At 57.0% G+C, this 17,843-nt stretch carries 14 protein-coding genes; 7 read left to right on the top strand and 7 right to left on the bottom strand.

Features of this window, described 5'->3' with window-relative positions; translation table 11 throughout:
* Positions 1-10 precede the first annotated feature (10 nt).
* The 3 genes from oppB to OKC42_RS01475 form a co-directional block, all read right to left on the bottom strand.
* A complete protein-coding gene (oppB, locus tag OKC42_RS01485; RefSeq protein ID WP_005337672.1) occupies positions 11-931 on the bottom strand; it encodes an oligopeptide ABC transporter permease OppB in 921 nt (306 codons plus the stop codon).
* Between the two features lie 98 nt (positions 932-1,029).
* Positions 1,030-2,649 carry an ABC transporter substrate-binding protein gene (locus OKC42_RS01480; RefSeq protein ID WP_270818999.1) on the bottom strand — a complete coding sequence of 540 codons (1,620 nt, stop codon included), beginning with the start codon at positions 2,647-2,649 and terminating at the stop codon, positions 1,030-1,032.
* Positions 2,650-2,928: 279 nt separating this feature from the next.
* On the bottom strand, positions 2,929-3,564 hold the full coding sequence (locus OKC42_RS01475) for a YchE family NAAT transporter (RefSeq protein WP_005337678.1): 636 nt from the start codon (positions 3,562-3,564) through the stop codon (positions 2,929-2,931).
* Positions 3,565-4,404: 840 nt separating this feature from the next.
* Here OKC42_RS01475 and adhE point away from each other — a divergent pair.
* Positions 4,405-7,071, top strand: coding sequence for a bifunctional acetaldehyde-CoA/alcohol dehydrogenase (gene adhE, locus OKC42_RS01470; protein ID WP_019446648.1), 2,667 nt, complete (start codon positions 4,405-4,407; stop codon positions 7,069-7,071).
* A 524-nt stretch (positions 7,072-7,595) separates the two neighbouring features.
* On the opposite strand, the gene OKC42_RS01465 is transcribed toward adhE, so the two are convergent.
* From OKC42_RS01465 to OKC42_RS01455, 3 genes are all read right to left on the bottom strand, one after another.
* Positions 7,596-8,336 (bottom strand): YebC/PmpR family DNA-binding transcriptional regulator, encoded by a 741-nt coding sequence (locus OKC42_RS01465; protein WP_005337681.1) that lies wholly within the window; start codon positions 8,334-8,336, stop codon positions 7,596-7,598.
* A 102-nt stretch (positions 8,337-8,438) separates the two neighbouring features.
* Positions 8,439-10,205: an aspartate--tRNA ligase gene (gene aspS / locus OKC42_RS01460; RefSeq protein ID WP_270818998.1), complete on the bottom strand. Its 1,767-nt coding sequence runs from the start codon at positions 10,203-10,205 to the stop codon at positions 8,439-8,441.
* Between the two features lie 32 nt (positions 10,206-10,237).
* Positions 10,238-10,489: an FmdB family zinc ribbon protein gene (locus OKC42_RS01455; protein ID WP_005337686.1), complete on the bottom strand. Its 252-nt coding sequence runs from the start codon at positions 10,487-10,489 to the stop codon at positions 10,238-10,240.
* 162 nt (positions 10,490-10,651) lie between these two features.
* Between OKC42_RS01455 and OKC42_RS01450 the strand changes: the two genes are divergently transcribed.
* The 6 genes from OKC42_RS01450 to OKC42_RS01425 all read left to right on the top strand — a co-directional run bounded on the left by OKC42_RS01450 (position 10,652) and on the right by OKC42_RS01425 (position 16,848).
* Positions 10,652-11,500, top strand: a complete 849-nt coding sequence (locus OKC42_RS01450) for a DUF72 domain-containing protein (RefSeq protein WP_270818997.1) — start codon at positions 10,652-10,654, stop codon at positions 11,498-11,500.
* Between the two features lie 275 nt (positions 11,501-11,775).
* On the top strand, positions 11,776-12,522 hold the full coding sequence (cmoA, locus tag OKC42_RS01445) for a carboxy-S-adenosyl-L-methionine synthase CmoA (RefSeq protein ID WP_069529805.1): 747 nt from the start codon (positions 11,776-11,778) through the stop codon (positions 12,520-12,522).
* Positions 12,519-13,496, top strand: coding sequence for a tRNA 5-methoxyuridine(34)/uridine 5-oxyacetic acid(34) synthase CmoB (gene cmoB, locus OKC42_RS01440; protein ID WP_270818996.1), 978 nt, complete (start codon positions 12,519-12,521; stop codon positions 13,494-13,496). Before cmoA ends, cmoB begins: the two co-directional genes overlap by 4 nt.
* 52 nt (positions 13,497-13,548) lie before the next feature.
* Positions 13,549-14,337, top strand: a complete 789-nt coding sequence (locus OKC42_RS01435; protein ID WP_005337698.1) for an ATP-dependent zinc protease family protein — start codon at positions 13,549-13,551, stop codon at positions 14,335-14,337.
* A 3-nt stretch (positions 14,338-14,340) separates the two neighbouring features.
* On the top strand, positions 14,341-15,879 hold the full coding sequence (locus tag OKC42_RS01430) for an inactive transglutaminase family protein (RefSeq protein ID WP_005337699.1): 1,539 nt from the start codon (positions 14,341-14,343) through the stop codon (positions 15,877-15,879).
* A gap of 3 nt (positions 15,880-15,882) precedes the next feature.
* Positions 15,883-16,848, top strand: coding sequence for an alpha-L-glutamate ligase-like protein (locus tag OKC42_RS01425; RefSeq protein ID WP_005337700.1), 966 nt, complete (start codon positions 15,883-15,885; stop codon positions 16,846-16,848).
* 248 nt (positions 16,849-17,096) lie between these two features.
* Here OKC42_RS01425 and OKC42_RS01420 read toward each other — a convergent pair whose 3' ends face one another.
* Positions 17,097-17,699, bottom strand: coding sequence for a peroxiredoxin C (locus OKC42_RS01420; protein WP_005337701.1), 603 nt, complete (start codon positions 17,697-17,699; stop codon positions 17,097-17,099).
* Positions 17,700-17,843: the final 144 nt, after the last annotated feature.

Genomic DNA, 17,843 nt, shown 5'->3' with positions numbered 1-17,843 from the left:
AACTCCCGAATTAGTAACGGATCTTGGGATCGATAAAGGCGTAGAGAATATCGACCACAGCGTTAAAGGTGATGGTGAGGGCGCCGACCAGAATGGTCAGACCGAGCACCATGGAGTAATCACGGTTAAGGGCACCGTTGACGAACAGCTGACCGATCCCCGGCAGGCCGAAGATGGTCTCGATCACCACGGAACCTGTGATGATGCCGACAAAGGCCGGGCCCAGATAGGAGACCACCGGCAGCATGGCTGGACGCAGCGCGTGTTTCAGGATGATGTGGCGCAGCGGCAAGCCCTTGGCACGGGCGGTACGGATGAAGTTGGAGTTCATGGTCTCGATCATGCTGCCCCGCATGATCCGCGAGATGGCAGAGATGTAGTACATCATCATGCCGAACACCGGCAGCACCATAAACTGGATGCCACCCCCCTGCCAGCCACCGGCAGGGAACCAACCCAGATGAATACTGAAGAACAGCACCAGCAAGGGCGCCAGCACAAAGCCCGGGATCACCACCCCGGCCATGGCCGACGACATCAGCAGATAGTCGATGATGGTGTTCTGTTTCAGGGCCGCTATGGTGCCGAAGGTGACCCCCAGCAGCACGGCGAAGAAGAAGGCCGTGGTCCCGATCTTGGCGGAAACAGGCAGCGCCTGGCTCACCAGATCATTGACGGTGAAATCCTTGTATTTGAAAGAGGGGCCCAAATCACCCTGCACCAGGTTGCCCAGGTAGGTGAGATATTGCATGCCAATGGGTTTGTCGAGCCCGTATTTGGCCTCGATGTTGGCGATGACTTCGGGGGGCAGTGAACGCTCGCTGGTAAAGGGGTTACCCGGGGCGAAACGCATCATGAAGAAAGAGACGGTGATCAAGACCAGCAGAGTCGGGATCGCTTCCAATAGCCGTTTAAAAATGAATTTCAACATAGACATTTCCTGTCCTGTACTGCTTCCAAAGGGTCGCGATTGTAATAAAGGCCCGCCGTCTGGCGGGCCCTGCTTGTTATGCGACTTGTTGCTTTAAATCAGTGAGCAATGATGTACATATCTTTGCTGTAGAGGTTATCCAGCGGGTTGGCCGGGTAGCCGCCTACATAGGGTTTGACCATACGGGCAGTCACGTACTGGTAGATGGGGGCGATCGGCATGTCCTTGGCCAGGATCTCTTCAGCCTGGACGTAGAGCTTGTTACGGGCAGCCACATCGACCTGATCACGGGATGAATCCATCAGCTTGTCGAACTCCGGATTGGAGTACTTGCCGTCGTTGTTACCGTGGGTGGTCTGCATCAGATCCAGCATGGAGGAGGCTTCGTTGTAATCGGCGATCCAGCCGGCACGACCTACGTCAAACTGACCCTGTTTCTTGGTTTCCAGGTAAGTTTTCCACTCCTGGTTGACCAGGCTCACCTGCACGCCCAGCTTCTTCCACATGGATGCCACGGCCACAGCCACTTTCTTGTGGTTGTCGTCGGTGTTATAGAGCAGCTCGAACTTCAGCGGTTTGCTGGCATCGAAACCGGCCTCTTGCAGCAGCGCCTTGGCCTTGGCATCACGCTCGGCCTGGGTCATCTTCGACCACTCGGGGGCGACCGGCTTGAAGCCATCGACGAAGTCCGGCACCAGGGTGTAACCGGGCGTCTGACCCTGACCCATCACCTTGTCGGCGATCACGTCGCGATCGATGGCATAGGAGAGCGCAGTACGGACACGCACATCGTCAAACGGCTTCTTCTTGACGTTGTACTGGTAGTAGTAAGTACCAACATAACCGGTCACTTTCAGCTCGTCCGGCTTCTCTTTCTTCATCTGCTTGAAGCGCTCGATGGGCATCTGATAGGTGATGTCCACTTCGCCCGCCAGATAGCGGCTCAAGTCGGCGTTGGTAGACTGGATGGGCAGATAGACCACCTTGTTGATAACGGTCTTGCCATCGTTCCAGTAGTGCTTGTTGCGCTCCACTTCGACGCGCTCGTTCACCACCCAGTTCTTCAGGACATAGGCACCGTTGGATACCATATTTTCCGGCTGGGTCCACTTGTCACCGAACTTCTCGATCACCTTCTTCGGTACCGGATAGGTGGTGGTGTGGGAGAGCATGCTGACGAAGTAAGGGATCGCTTTCTCGAGTTGTACTTCGAAGGTGTAGTCGTCGCTCGCCTTCACGCCCAGCGTATCAGCCGGCTTTTTACCTGCGATGATCTCGGAGGCATTGGCAATGGTCGGGATCTCCAGATACCAGGAGTAAGGAGAGGCGGTTTTCGGATCAACGGCACGCTGGAAAGCAAAGACGAAATCGTGGGCAGTGACCGGGTCACCGTTGGACCACTTGGCATCTTTGCGCAGGTGGAAGACGTAGTGCTTGTTATCCTTGGTTTCCCAGGATTCAGCCACAGCCGGGAGAATTTCCCCTTTCGGGCCGGAAGCAACGAGACCCTCGAACAGGTCGCGCAGGATATTGGATTCGACCGTTCCTTCGGTCTTGTGCGGGTCAAGGGTCGCAGGCTCGGAGCCGTTGCCTTTTACCAGTTGCTGGACTTCAGCCAGCTTGGTTCCCGCCGGGACATCGGCAGCCTGAGCCACATTGACGCCACCAAACAGTGCAGCCACCAGCAATGTGTTAATCATTGTTTTTTTATGAGTCATTTCCCTACTCCAACAAGAACATTCCATGCGTTTTTTAAAGTGACGGGGTTAAAACCCGCTCCCAGCATAATTCCCTGCCAATTCCGATAATGCAACAGATATTGTCAGGGTAATCGTCATTTTCTGGTCAAAAAATCAGCTAGCATGCGCTTTTTCAGTATTAAAACACCAGCAAAGCGCTCATTTTTCACACAAACGACCGATTCTAGAAAAGACCGGGCAAAAAGCAACCAATAAAAAGCCGGTCACGAGGACCGGCTTTCATAAAGCGGAGCTGGCTCACATCAGGCTGGGGAAAACCCCCTTGATACCGGCCACCATGATCTCGATACCCAGCGACATCATGATAAGACCCATGATACGGGTCACCACGTTGATGCCGGTGTTGCCCATGATCTTGAACAGCAGCGGCGCGGCGCGGAAGATGAGCCAGGAGCAGAAGGAGAAGACCACGACAACCACTGACATGCCGAGCAGCTGCTGCCAGTGGCTCTGGCTGGCATAGACAATCACCGAGGAGATGGCTCCTGGGCCCGCCATCAGCGGCAGCGCCAGCGGTACCACGGCGATAGACTCGCGCACCGCCAGTTCACCCTTCTCCTGTTTGTTGTGCTTCACCTCGCCCAGCTTGCCCTGCAGCATCGACCAGGCAATCAGGGTAATCAGCGACCCACCGGCGATCCGGAACGATGCCAGCGAGATGCCAAACCCATCGAGGATCAGCTGCCCCATATACATGGAGACCAGCAGGATCACCATCACCGCGATATTGGCGGTGGTATTGGTTTTCATCCGCTCGGCCTGGGTATGGTGGCTGGTCAGGCTGACAAACACCGGCAACAAACCAAGCGGGTTGATAATTGCGAACAAACCGACAAAAAACTTCAGATACAACGAGACGTCAATTGCTGCCATAGGCGCCTTCCAATAGAGTTTCGGGCCCAGCGGGCCAGTCCATTAATTTCGTGCGTAAATTTACATCATAGCCAGAGCGGGCACCAATCAAATAATCTCACCATTTTGAGGGTTTTTTAGTTAGTTCATCTAATGCATCCGCGCTAACTGGCATAAACCGATGCCAAAAGCCCTTTCTACCGCCCGACACGCGCCAGAAAAGTGAGCGCAAGCCTGCTTAGTCATGACCAGAGAATAAGACGGTGACTGACCGAATAACCAAGCGACTCGAGAGAATCCAAGCTTTGCCTTCCCACTATTTCAGGCCAGACATCACTTCATTGACTCGGCAAGAGAGCCACAATGCAAAAACCGGGAAAGCGGGCAGAAATAGCCTCCTTGGGGAATAAAGCGGATTAGTCATGGATTAAAACAACAATCATTTTTGCAACAAACGCTGGAATAAAGTGCGTTTGTCGGTGATTTTGAAACCAATTCACTCATATTTGCTAACCTATACCGCCAAAATAGCTCTGTAATACTATGGCCGAGTGCAATTAACCACTTGATAAATGTGGTTTATTACTCTGCATTAACAAGTCTCTCACCTTTCCCTTTGATGCACATTCCGATAACATCAGTCAAACAAGGATTGTGAAATAAAATTTCTTTTGTTCTTTTGTTACACATGATCCAGATCAAGTTTTTCTGAGTCAGCCCCGCTCTATAATCGACTCAGAAAGCGATTTAGTAAGGCATGTGAAAAAGCTGTTGCAACGATACCGTCTTGACAGGGCGACTATAATTGCCGGGCATTGCCAACGTCTTACTAAACAGTTTTCAAATAATCAGGAGATAAACATGGCAGTAACCAATTTGGCTGAACTGGATGCACTGGTCGCCCGCGTTAAGGAAGCCCAGCGTGAATTCGCCAGCTTCTCTCAAGAGCAGGTAGACAAGATCTTCCGTGCCGCCGCCCTGGCCGCCAACAACGCCCGTATCCCCCTGGCCCAGATGGCCGTGGAAGAATCCGGTATGGGTATCATCGAAGACAAGGTTATCAAGAACCACTTCGCCTCCGAATACATCTACAACAAGTACAAAGACGAGAAAACCTGCGGCATTCTGAGCGAAGATGATCAGATGGGTACCATCACCATCGCCGAGCCGGTAGGTATCATCTGTGGTATCGTTCCGACCACCAACCCGACCTCTACTGCGATCTTCAAATCCATGATCGCGCTCAAGACCCGCAACGCCATCATCTTCTCCCCGCACCCCCGCGCCAAGAACTCCACCAATACCGCTGCCAAGCTGGTACTGGATGCCGCTGTTGCCGCTGGTGCACCGAAAGACATCATCGGCTGGATCGACCAACCGTCTGTTGAGCTCTCCAACGCCCTGATGAAGCACGAAGACATCAACCTGATCTTGGCCACCGGTGGCCCGGGCATGGTGAAAGCAGCCTACTCCTCCGGTAAGCCTGCTATCGGTGTGGGTGCCGGTAACGTACCTATCGTTATCGACGAAACCGCCGACGTGAAGCGTGCCGTTGCCTCCATCCTGATGTCCAAGACTTTCGATAACGGCGTGGTCTGTGCTTCCGAGCAGGCAGTCATCGTTGTTGATGCCATCTACGACCAAGTTAAAGAGCGCTTTGCATCCCACAAGGGCCACGTGCTCTCCAAAGAAGATGCTGACAAGGTACGTAAAGTCATCCTGATCAACGGTGCCCTGAATGCCAACATCGTCGGTCAGCCAGCCACCAAGATTGCCGAGATGGCAGGCGTGACTGTACCGGCTGATACCAAGATCCTGATCGGTGAAGGCGTCAAGCTGTGTGCAGAAGATGAGTTTGCTCACGAGAAATTGTCCCCGCTGCTCGGTATGTTCCGTGCAAGCAGCTTCGAAAACGCCGTTGATATGGCCTGTGACATGGTCAACATCGGTGGTATCGGCCACACCTCAGGTCTGTACACCGACCAGGACCGCAACGCTGACCGCATCAAGTACTTCGGCGACAAGATGAAGACCGCGCGTATCCTGATCAACACTCCGTCTACCCAAGGCGGTATCGGTGACCTGTACAACTTCGCAATGGCTCCGTCCCTGACCCTGGGTTGCGGCTCCTGGAGCGGTAACTCCATCTCCGAAAACGTGGGTCCGAAGCACCTGATCAACAAGAAGACAGTCGCAAAACGGGCAGAAAACATGCTGTGGCACAAACTTCCGAAATCCATCTACTTCCGTCGTGGTTCCCTGCCGATCGCTCTGAGCGACCTGGAAGGTAAAAAGCGTGCCATGGTCGTAACTGACCGCTTCCTGTTCAACAACGGCTACGCCGATGAACTGGTCAGCCTGCTGAAAGCACAGAATATGGAAGTGGAAGTGTTCTACGAAGTAGAAGCTGACCCGACCCTGGCTGTGGTTCGCAAGGGTGCCGAGATGGCCAACTCCTTCAAACCGGACGTTATCCTGGCGCTGGGCGGTGGTTCACCGATGGATGCAGCCAAGATCATGTGGGTGATGTACGAGCACCCGAACACTGCGTTCGAAGATCTGGCCATGCGCTTCATGGATATCCGCAAGCGTATCTACAAGTTCCCGAAAATGGGCGTGAAGGCCGAACTGGTCTGTATCACCACCACTTCCGGTACCGGTTCTGAAGTCACTCCGTTTGCAGTAGTAACCGATGAAGTGTCTGGTCAGAAGTATCCGCTGGCTGACTACGAGCTGACCCCGAATATGGCCATCGTTGATGCCAACCTGGTCATGGGCATGCCGAAGTCCCTGTGTGCCTTCGGTGGTATCGATGCCGTGACTCACGCCATGGAAGCCTATGTTTCCGTACTGGCTAACGAGTACTCCGACGGCCAGGCGCTGCAAGCCCTGAAAATGCTGAAAGAGTACCTGCCGTCCAGCTACCAGAACGGTGCCAACGACCCGATCGCTCGTGAGAAGGTGCACAATGCTGCCACCATCGCCGGTATCGCGTTCGCCAACGCCTTCCTGGGTGTGTGCCACTCCATGGCTCACAAACTAGGCGCCGAGTTCCACATTCCGCACGGTCTGGCTAACGCCCTGCTGATCAGCAACGTCATCCGCTACAACGCGAACGACAACCCGACCAAGCAGACTGCGTTCTCCCAGTACGACCGTCCGCAGGCTCGTCGTCGTTACGCCGAAGTCGCTGACCACCTGGGTCTGACTGCTGCCGGTGACCGCACCGCCGCCAAGATCGAGAAGCTGCTGACCTGGCTGGACGAGCTGAAGGCGACCCTGGGTATCCCGGCCTCTATCCGCGAAGCTGGCGTGACTGAAGCTGACTTCCTGGCCAAGGTTGACCAGCTGGCTATCGAAGCTTTCGATGACCAGTGCACCGGCGCCAACCCGCGCTACCCGCTGATCAGCGAGCTGAAGCAGGTTCTGCTGGACTCCTACTACGGTCGTCCGTTCACCGAAGCCGCTCCGGTAACTGCTGCCCCGGTTGAAGCCAAGGTTGAAGGCAAGAAGAAATCCAAGGCCTGATAACCAGTCCTGAGATAACAAGCCCGCGCACTGCGCGGGCTTTTTTTATCTGCCACTTATCACAGAGCTCCTCTCTCCAGCCGATTGCGGTAGTGCAGCCCCTAACTTCCCAACCAACCAACTCGCCCCAGCCAATCCGCTATCAACATCCCAACCTGTGACTCTGTATTGATGGACCCCTCTGATAACAAGAGCACTCCCCATCACCTCCTCTCCCCTACCCGCAACGAATTACCCTGACGGGCAGATGTGAGCAGTCAACGCCATCTCAAGAGCTATAGGGGTGATAAACAGGATAGGCGGAGCCTCACTAACGCAATGCAGCAGAACTGCGACTGGCATACGTGCAGGGCCAACCGACTGGCATGAATAGAGCAATGATGATGCGCAGAGAAAGCGGGAAAGATTGTCAGTGAAGAGAGTTGTAGCACCGGTTGCGCAACCGACACATCAGCAGTTGCCACGATGCAAAGATAAAAAAATGGCAGCCATCAGGCTGCCATCGGGAGAGCACAATTCAGCGATCAGAGGGTCGCAGCGACTTCATCGGAGATGGAGCCGTTGTGATACACCTCTTGCACATCGTCCAGATCTTCCAGCATGTCGATCAGACGCATCAGCTTGGGTGCAGTTTCTGCATCCAGCTCCGCTTCGGTGGAGGGGATCATGGTCACTTCGGCGCTCTGGGCCTTGAAGCCGGCAGCTTCCAGACCGTCCAGCACGGTACCGAAGTCGTTCGGGGTGGTGTACACCTCGATGGTGCCATCCTCTTCGGTGACCACGTCATCGGCGCCCGCTTCCAGCGCGGCATCCATCAGGGCATCTTCGTCTACGCCCACGAAAGTCAGCAGACCTTTCTTGCTGAACAGATAGGCAACGGAGCCGTCGGTGCCTAGGTTGCCACCGCACTTGCTGAAGGCGTGACGCACTTCGGCTACGGTACGGTTACGGTTGTCGGTCAGGCACTCTACCATCACGGCAGAGCCAGCCGGGCCGTAACCTTCGTACACGATGGTCTCGAGCTGTTCGCCATCGCCACCACCGGCGCCACGCTGAATGGCACGGTTGATGGTGTCGCGGGTCATGTTGTTGGTCAGGGCGGCAGTCACCGCAGCACGCAGACGCGGGTTGTTGGCCGGATCGGCATCACCCAGACGCGCGGAGGTAGTGATTTCGCGGATCAACTTGGTGAAGATCTTGCCACGCTTGGCGTCCTGAGCGGCCTTGCGGTGTTTGATGTTGGCCCATTTACTGTGACCTGCCATAGAGACTCTCCGTTATCTTTTAAATGTCAGTAACACTGATCATGACTAACCCAAGGGAAACACAGAGGCCGCACGGCGGCGGCCTCCGGTGCCGGTATCGGCTTACTCGTCGCCCTTGACGGTGGTTGCAATCGCCAGCTCACCCAGTTGGGCGGCGTTGGCAAGGCTGGGGGCGTCTGTCATCAGACAGGCGGCCGCGGTCGTTTTCGGGAAGGCGATGACGTCCCGAATGTTTTCGGTGCCGGTCAGCAGCATGCTGAGACGGTCCAGACCGAAGGCCAGACCGGCGTGCGGCGGGGTACCGTACTTCAGGGCATCCAGCAGGAAGCCGAACTTCAGGCGCTGCTCGGCCGGGGTGATACCCAGGATGTCGAACACGGTGGACTGCATCTCGCTGTTGTGGATACGGACAGAGCCGCCACCCACTTCGTAGCCGTTGATCACCATGTCGTAGGCGTTGGCGTAAGCACCCACAGGGTTGGCTTTCAGCTCGGCCGGGCTCATGTTGCTCGGCGCGGTGAACGGGTGGTGCATGGCGGCCAGACCACCTTCACCATCTTCCTCGAACATCGGGAAGTCGATGACCCACAGCGGTTTCCAGCTGTTCTCCAGCAGAGCCAGATCACGGCCCACTTTCAGACGCAGGGCGCCCATGGCATCGCAGACCACTTTCTTGCTGTCAGCGCCAAAGAAGATGATGTCGCCGTCGGCCGCGCCGGTACGGGTCAGGATCTCGCGCACGATGGCGTCAGAGAGGAACTTGGCCACCGGGGACTGTACCCCTTCGATGCCGTTGGCCGCTTCGTTGACCTTCATCCAGGCCAGGCCCTTGGCACCGTAGATGCCGACAAACTTGGTGTACTCGTCGATCTGCTTGCGAGAGAGCTCGGCGCCGCCCGGCACTTTCAGGGCAGCCACGCGGCCTTTCGGATCGTTGGCGGGGCCGGCGAACACGGCGAACTCAACGGCGGTCAGCAGATCGGCCACATCGACCAGCTCCATTGGCAGACGCAGGTCCGGCTTGTCGGAGCCGTAGCGACGCATGGCTTCGTCGAAGGTCATGATCGGGAAGTCGCCCAGATCCACGTTCAGGATGTGCAGCCACAGTTTGCGGATCATCTCTTCCATCACTTCACGCACCTGCGGCGCGGTCATGAAGGAGGTCTCCACGTCGATCTGGGTGAATTCCGGCTGGCGGTCGGCACGCAGGTCTTCGTCACGGAAGCACTTGACGATCTGGTAGTAGCGATCGAAACCGGACATCATCAGCAACTGCTTGAACAGCTGGGGTGATTGCGGCAGAGCGTAGAACTTGCCCTTGTGCACGCGGCTCGGCACCAGATAGTCACGGGCACCTTCCGGGGTGGCCTTGGTCAGCATCGGGGTCTCGATATCGAGGAAGCCGTGCTCGTCCATGAAGCGGCGTACGAAGGCGCTGGCCTTGGCACGGGTCTTCAGGTACTTGGCCATCTCGGGACGACGCAGATCCAGGTAGCGATACTTGAGGCTGATCTCTTCGCTGTTGACCTGATTGAAGTCCAGCGGCAGCGGCTCGGCACGGTTGATGATGTTGAGTTCGTGGGCGAACACTTCGATGGCGCCAGTGGCCATGTCGCTGTTGCGCTGGGACTCGGGACGGGTGCGCACCACGCCGGTCACCTGGATGCAGAACTCGCCGCGCAGCTCGGAGGCCAGGGCGAACGCATCCGGTTTGTCCGGATCGAAGAACACCTGAACGATCCCTTCCCGGTCGCGCATGTCGATAAAGATCAGACCGCCGAGATCACGACGACGATGAACCCAACCGCACAATGTAATGGTCTGCCCTGCATGGGCCTCATTGACCTGTCCGCAATAGATAGAGCGCATGGACTTCTTCCTTCGAAATTGTAGAGAGACGGTTAACCTTGGGCCGCCGGGCACGACTGGCAAGCACCGTCTGTCTCACAGCTGGCCAGATTCTTTTTCTTACCCGGTTTGAAATCAGTCTCGTACCATCCGGTTCCCTTGAGCCGGAAGCCTGCCGCCGATATCAGCTTGACCAGATTCGGCTTGCTACAGGCCGGGCAGTCGGTCAGGGGGGCATCGGAAAGCTTTTGCAGTTTTGCCAATTCATGGCCACAGACGTCGCAACGATATTCGTAGATAGGCATGGGTCACAAGAAATTGAAAAACAAAAGGGCTGGCATTATAGAGGAAAACCCCCTTTTGGGTAAAATGGCCAGCAGCCTCCTTTCGCCAGTTTTTTGCACTCGATGGCAAAAAGCGGGCAAAAAATCGGCACGAATGCACCAAGAGCGAAGAGATTAGCCACCATGAGCCTCTATTTGGGCCTGCCGCAGTGGTCCCACCCCAGCTGGCCCGGCCAGTTACTGGGCCTTGGCGCCAAGCCTGCCGAACACCTCGCCCACTACGCGACCGTCTTCAACTCGGTGGAGGGTAACACCACCTTCTACGCCCTGCCGACACCGGACACGGTACAGCGCTGGGCCGATGCGGTGCCCGATCACTTTCGTTTCAACTTCAAATTTCCGCAAACCATCAGCCACCAGAGCGATCTGGTGAGCGCAGACAAACAAGTCGCCGACTTTATTCGTCTGCTCGCCCCGCTGCACGACAAGCTGGGGCTGCTCACCCTGCAGTTGCCCGCCCGTTTCGGGCCACAGGGGCTGGCCAGACTGGCGGCCTTTATCGAGCGGCTGCCGCGGGCGTTTCGCTACGCCCTCGAAGTGCGTCACCCTGAGTTCTTCGCCAAGGGGGAGGCCGAGCGGGCATTGAACCGGCTGCTGATGGAACAGGGTGTGAACCGGGTGATGCTCGACAGCCGGCCACTCTTCTCGGTGCCAGCAACCACGCCAGCCCTTGTCGATGCCCAGGGCAAGAAACCGCGCCTGCCGGTGCATCTGCTGGCCACCGCCAACGCCCCCATGGTGCGCTTTATCGGCCTGCCGGATCCGGCGGCCAATCACCCCTTCCTGCCCAGTTGGCTCCCCCACTGGCACCAGTGGCTTTCCGAGGGCAAGGATCTCTACCTCTATATACATACTGCCGACAACGCCCAGGCACCTGAGCTGGCCCGCCAGATCACCCACTTGCTGGAGCAGGAGATGGCCCCCTGGCCGGGGGAAAACGATCGCGCACGGCAGGGAGTGCTGCGCTTTTAGCCAACCCATTCTGCGGTCATCGTTTCGCTGCAAAAAAAGTGCTTTTTTGTGGCGTGGCAAGCCCTGGCGTCAAGACAAACGGCCATCAATCCTCTACACTACCGCCCCAAGTAAGGGTCCGGAACATGGCCCGTACGAACAGGACAGGTCCAAAGGATTTCATGACCAGCCACCCCGTTCGTAAACAGGTGATAAATCTACTCTGATGGGTGTCACCCAACGACTCAATTGAACAATACAGCCGGGTGATGTCCCGACTGTCAGGTTGCGCCAGCATGCATACCAAAGATCAAATTTTTGCCGCCCCGATCGCCCGATTGGGTGACTTCTGTTTTGACGAACAGGTCGTCGACGTGTTTCCCGATATGATCCAGCGCTCGGTGCCGGGTTACAGCAACATCATCTCTGCCATCGGCATGATGGCCGCCCGCTACGCCCAACCCGAGAGCCGACTCTATGATCTCGGCTGCTCACTGGGCGCCGCGACCCAGGCGATGCGTCGCCATGTCAGCCAGTCCGGCTGCCGCATCACCGCGGTGGATCTCTCCCACCCGATGATTGAGCGCGCCCGCGCCCACCTCTCCGGTTTCAAATCCGAGGTGCCGGTGGAGCTGGTGGAAGCAGATATCTGCGACATCGAGATCGAGAACGCCTCCGTGGTGGTGCTCAACTTCACCCTGCAATTTGTCGAGCCAGAGAAACGGGCCGCCCTGATCCAGCGCATTCACGATGGGCTGCGCCCGGGCGGGATCCTGATCCTGAGCGAAAAGTTCCGCTTCGAAGATGAACCGGTCAACGAGCTGCTCATCGATCTGCATCTCGACTTCAAGCGGGCCAATGGCTACAGCGAGCTGGAGATCAGCCAGAAACGCACCGCCCTTGAGAACGTGATGCGCACCGACAGCCTGCCGGTGCATCAGGCCCGTCTGCGCGACGCCGGTTTCGTCCATCAGGATCTCTGGTTCCAGTGCTTTAACTTCGGCTCCATGATTGCCATCAAATCCAGCGACGCCCAGCCATGATCGACTTTGCCAATTTCTATCAACTGATTGCCAAAAACCGGCTGAGCCACTGGCTGCATACCCTGCCCGCCCAGCTGCACGCCTGGCAACATGACAACCAGCATGGCGACCTGCCGCGCTGGAACCGCGCCCTCAACAAGCTGCCGGTGGTCTCCCCCGGCAACGTCGAGCTGAAAAGCCGGGTCGAGATTGGCTCGGCCGAGAGCCTTGGCGAAGGTGAACGCAAGAAGGTCGAGAGCCTGCTGCGCCACTTCATGCCCTGGCGCAAGGGGCCGTTCACCGTGCACGGCATCCACATCGACACCGAGTGGCGCTCTGACTGGAAGTGGGATCGGGTGCTGCCCCATATCAGCCCGCTCGAAGGCCGTTACGTGCTGGATGTGGGCTGCGGCAGCGGTTACCACCTCTGGCGCATGGTGGGTGAAGGGGCCAGGCTTGCTGTCGGCATCGACCCGAGCCCGCTGTTCCTCTGCCAGTTCGAGGCCATTCGCCACTTCGCGGGCAATAATCAGCGCGCCCACCTGTTGCCGCTCGGCATTCAGGAACTGCCGGAACTGCGTGCTTTTGACACCGTCTTCTCCATGGGGGTGCTCTATCACCGCAAATCCCCCATTGAGCACATCGAGCAGTTGCGCAATCAATTGAAAGATGATGGCGAGCTGGTGCTGGAGACGCTGGTGATTGATGGCGGGGTCAACGACGTGCTGATGCCCACTGACCGTTACGGCAAGATGCGCAACGTCTGGTTTATTCCCTCAAGCCGCGCCCTCAAGCTGTGGGTCGAGCGCTGCGGCTTCACCGACGTGCGGATAGTAGACGAGAATATGACCAGCACCGACGAACAGCGTCGTACCGACTGGATGATTAATGAATCCCTGAGTGACTATCTGGATCCAGACAATCCGGCACTCACGGTAGAAGGACACCCGGCGCCGAAACGTGCCGTACTGATTGCCCGCAAGGCCAAAGACTAGCCGATGGCGATTCAGGAAGTTACACTGACCCAATTCCAGGAAGCACAGTTAAATGAATGACATGAAAAGCAAATTAAAAGGAATGACCCTGCTCTCCCTGCTTAGTCTCGGCGGGTGTGTCAATATGGAAAAAGCGCCTCAGGTTCCTGCTCTGACGCTGGCCGAGCTTCGTAGCGAGCTGAGCCAGAGCGAGCAGCGCCTGCAAACATCCATGGAACAGCAACAGAAGCAGTATGTGCAGCAACAGCACCTGCTGGTTCAGCTCAACACAGATGTCACCAATATGAAAGAGTCCGTCAAGCAAGTAGACCACAAGCTCGCCACCCTCCCCTCCGAGCCGCCCAAGCCGATGGCCATCCCCACCGAGAAGTGCCCGGCCCCCAATCAGGGTCACACCATCGATGGCAAACTGATGGTCGGTGAAGCCGAGTGGATCTGGGTTGATGCGGCCAACGACGCCTTCCAGGCGCGGGTCGATACCGGTGCGACCACCTCCTCCATCAGTGCGCAGGAGATCACCATTTTCGAGCGCAACGGCAAAAACTGGGTGCGCTTCTTCCTGAGCCATCAGGAAGTGGACGACAAGATCCAGATCGAAGCGCCGCTGGTACGCCATGTACGGGTGCGTCAGGCCTCTGCCGACGATCTGGACCGCCGTCCGGTGGTGCGTCTGGCCGTGCGCATTGGCGACATGACCGAGAAAGCCGAATTTACCCTGAAAGACCGTAGCGACATGACCTTCCCTGTGCTGCTGGGTCGCGAATTTTTGAAAGACATCGCCGTGGTTGATGTGGCCCGCGAATATATCCAACCCAAACCCAAGCTCAAGGATGTGAAATAATCCATGGTTTCCCGTAAGCCGTTCTATTTGCTGGTAGCCCTGCTGTACATTGTCGGCCTGGGGATGACGATCTATCACCATATCGCGTTGGATGTGCCGCTGACGCCCGGTGAAAAGCGCCAGATCTGGTCCATCGAAGCCAAGCTGGAGTTTGAGGCGACCGGTGAGCCGGTGATCGCCTCCCTGGCCATTCCGGGCACCCAGCCCGGTTTCACCCTGATGAACGAGAACGCAGCCAGCCCCGGCTACGGCCTCTCCTTTGTCGAGAAAGATGGCGATGCCCGCGCCGAGTGGTCCATCCGCACCGCCTCCGGCCGTCAGGAGCTCTACTACCGCGTCGACATGATGGCGGATGCCCACGCCAAACCGGCCGCCAATCCTCAGCCGCCCGCCATCGAGAAGCAGATCGAGAGTGAGCCTTATGCCACCGCGATGAAGCAGATCCTCGAGCGGGCACAGGAGCGCTCTGCCGACGGCTACACCCTGACTCGCGAGATCATCAAAGAGATCGAGAAGCAGGAGCAGAATGCCGAGCTGCTGAAAAAGCACAAGAGCCGCGCCAACCTGATCGCCGAGCTGCTCAACAATGCTGACGTCCCCACCCGCGTGGTGCATGCCCTGAATCTGGAAGATGGCCGCCGTCGTCAGGAGCTGGTGGATTACCTGCAGGTATTCAACAGCCCGACCGACTACAAGCTGTTCAACCCGCAAACCGGTGAACAGGGTCGTCCGGCCAACCTGCTGCTGTGGGAATACAACTCCGGCGCCCTGCTGGACGTGACCGGTGGTCACAACTCCCGTGTCAGCTTCTCGATGATCGAGCAGGAGCAGCCGGTGAGCGTTGCACTGGCGCAGAAGTTCGAAAAATCAGAGATGATGAACTTCTCCATCCACAGCCTGCCGCTGGAAGAGCAGACTCTGTTCAAGGGCTTGCTGCTGATCCCGATCGGCGTGCTGATGGTGGTGTTCCTGCGGGTACTGGTGGGGATCAAGACCTCAGGTACCTTTATGCCGGTGCTGATCGCGGTCGCCTTTATCCAGACCTCGCTGGTCACCGGCCTCATCGGCTTCCTGCTGATCGTCGGCACCGGTCTCATCATCCGCTCCTATCTGTCTCGGCTTAACCTGCTGCTGGTCGCCCGAATATCGGCCATCATCATCATGGTTATCTCGATGATCGGTATCTTCTCCGCATTCGCCTTCAAGCTGGGGCTGACCGACGGTATGAAGATCACCTTCTTCCCGATGATCATCCTCTCCTGGACCATCGAACGGATGTCCATCCTGTGGGAAGAAGAGGGCCCGAAAGAGGTGTTCCGCCAGGGCGGCGGCTCTCTGCTGGTTGCCGTCATCGCCTATCTGGCCATGGATAACGAGCTTATTCGTCACCTCACCTTCAACTTCCTCGGCCTGCAGCTGGTGCTGATGGCGACCGTGCTGTTGATGGGTAACTACACCGGCTACAAGCTGAGCGAACTGAAGCGCTTCAAGCCGCTGGTGGACGAGATGAAATCTGGCGTCACCCCGGGTAAGGACAAGTAACCGATGTGGTTCTGGGAAAAATACACCACCCCGTGGAGCCTGTCCCAATCAGGCATCCTCGGCATGAACAAGCGCAACCACTCCTACATCAGCCGCTACAATCCGCGCAGCCTCTATCCGCTGGTGGATGACAAGCTGCAGACCAAGCAAATTGCGCTGGATGCAGGGGTTACCGTGCCTGAGCTGATCGGTACCATCCGTGCCCAGCACGATGTGGGTCGCATCACCGAGCTGGTAAAAGATTGGCCGGGCTTCTGCATCAAGCCGGCCCGTGGCTCGGGCGGCAAGGGGATCCTGGTGATCCTGCGTCAGGAAGATGGCCTCTTCTATAAACCCAACGGCAGCGCCTCCAACGGTCAGGATCTGGAGCGCCATGTCTCCAACATTCTGGCGGGGCTCTATTCGCTTGGCGGCAAGCCAGACGTGGCACTGGTGGAAGGCCTCATCAACTTTGATGATGTGTTCGACGGCTACTCCTTCGAAGGGGTACCCGATGCCCGAGTCATCATCTTCAAGGGGTTCCCGGTGATGGCGATGATGCGCCTCTCCACCGCCGCCTCCGATGGCAAGGCGAACCTGCACCAGGGCGCCGTGGGGGTTGGTCTGTGCCTGCGTACCGGTCGTGCCCTGCGGGCGGTGCAGTTTGGCAATCCGCTGCGCCACCATCCGGATACCGGCCTCGACCTCTATGAGCTCAAGGTGCCCCACTGGGATACCCTGCTAACTCTGGCCGCCTCCTGCTACGAGATGTCGGGTCTGGGCTATATCGGTACTGACATGGTGCTGGACAAGTTCCGCGGCCCCATGCTGCTGGAGCTCAACGCCCGTCCCGGCCTTGCCATCCAGATCGCCAACGGTCGCGGCCTGGTGCCCAACCTCAAGACCATCGAGAAGCTGGGACAGGTGAAGATGAACGTGGAGCAACGGGTCAATTTCGCCAAGGATCACTTCGGGATCTTTGAGGAATAACGCCTCCGCTTGTGAACTGAGCGCGCCTGTGGCGCGCTTTTTTTATGGCTATTGTCTGTCGGCATATCCCCCCATCCAGCCATTCGGATCAGCACCTCATTTCGAAACAACGAGTACGCCAGCGAACGGCTGCTTGGAATAGCGATGGAGCGAGAAAAGTGTGACCGCAATGTCAGGGGATAGATAAATCGCAGATATAAAAAAAACCGGTGCCAAGGCACCGGTTTTTCAAGGAGAGTACGACCCGATTACAGGGAGTCAGCATTCTCGGACAGGTACTTGGCAACGCCGTCCGGAGAGGCTTGCATACCTTTTTTGCCTTTTTCCCACTGAGCCGGGCACACTTCGCCGTGCTCTTCGTGGAATTGCAGGGCATCGACCATGCGCAGCATCTCGTCGATGTTGCGGCCCAGCGGCAGATCGTTGACAACCTGGTGACGAACGACACCGTTCTTGTCGATCAGGAAGGAGCCACGGAACGCCACACCGGCTTCCGGATGCTCAACATCATAGGCTTTGCAGATTTCGTGTTTCACGTCGGCGATCAGCGGGTACTTGACCTGACCAATACCGCCATCTTCCACTTTGGTGTTGCGCCATGCGTTGTGGGAGAACTGGGAATCGATGGAAACACCGATCACTTCCACACCACGCTTCTGGAACTCTTCATAACGGTGATCGAAGGCAATCAGCTCAGACGGGCAGACGAAGGTGAAATCGAGCGGGTAGAAGAAGACGACAGCAGCTTTGCCTTTGATGTGGGATGACAGGTTGAATGAATCAACGATCTCGCCATTACCCAGAACAGCTGCGGCGGTAAAATCGGGTGCGGGACGGCCTACCAATACCATATTCAATTCCTCTTTATGTGAAGTGAACAATCCGGTGAGGATTGGGCTACCTAGAGCCAAGTCCATCTAATTCAAGCGACAAACTATAGACCCGGTGGTAGATTAGTTAAATCAAATTAAATAGATAGCATTAATCGGGTTTTT

The sequence above is a fragment of the Aeromonas sp. Y311-2 genome, from assembly GCF_027706025.1.
Lineage (GTDB): Bacteria > Pseudomonadota > Gammaproteobacteria > Enterobacterales > Aeromonadaceae > Aeromonas > Aeromonas veronii.
This window is presented reverse-complemented; position numbering and strand designations above follow the sequence as displayed.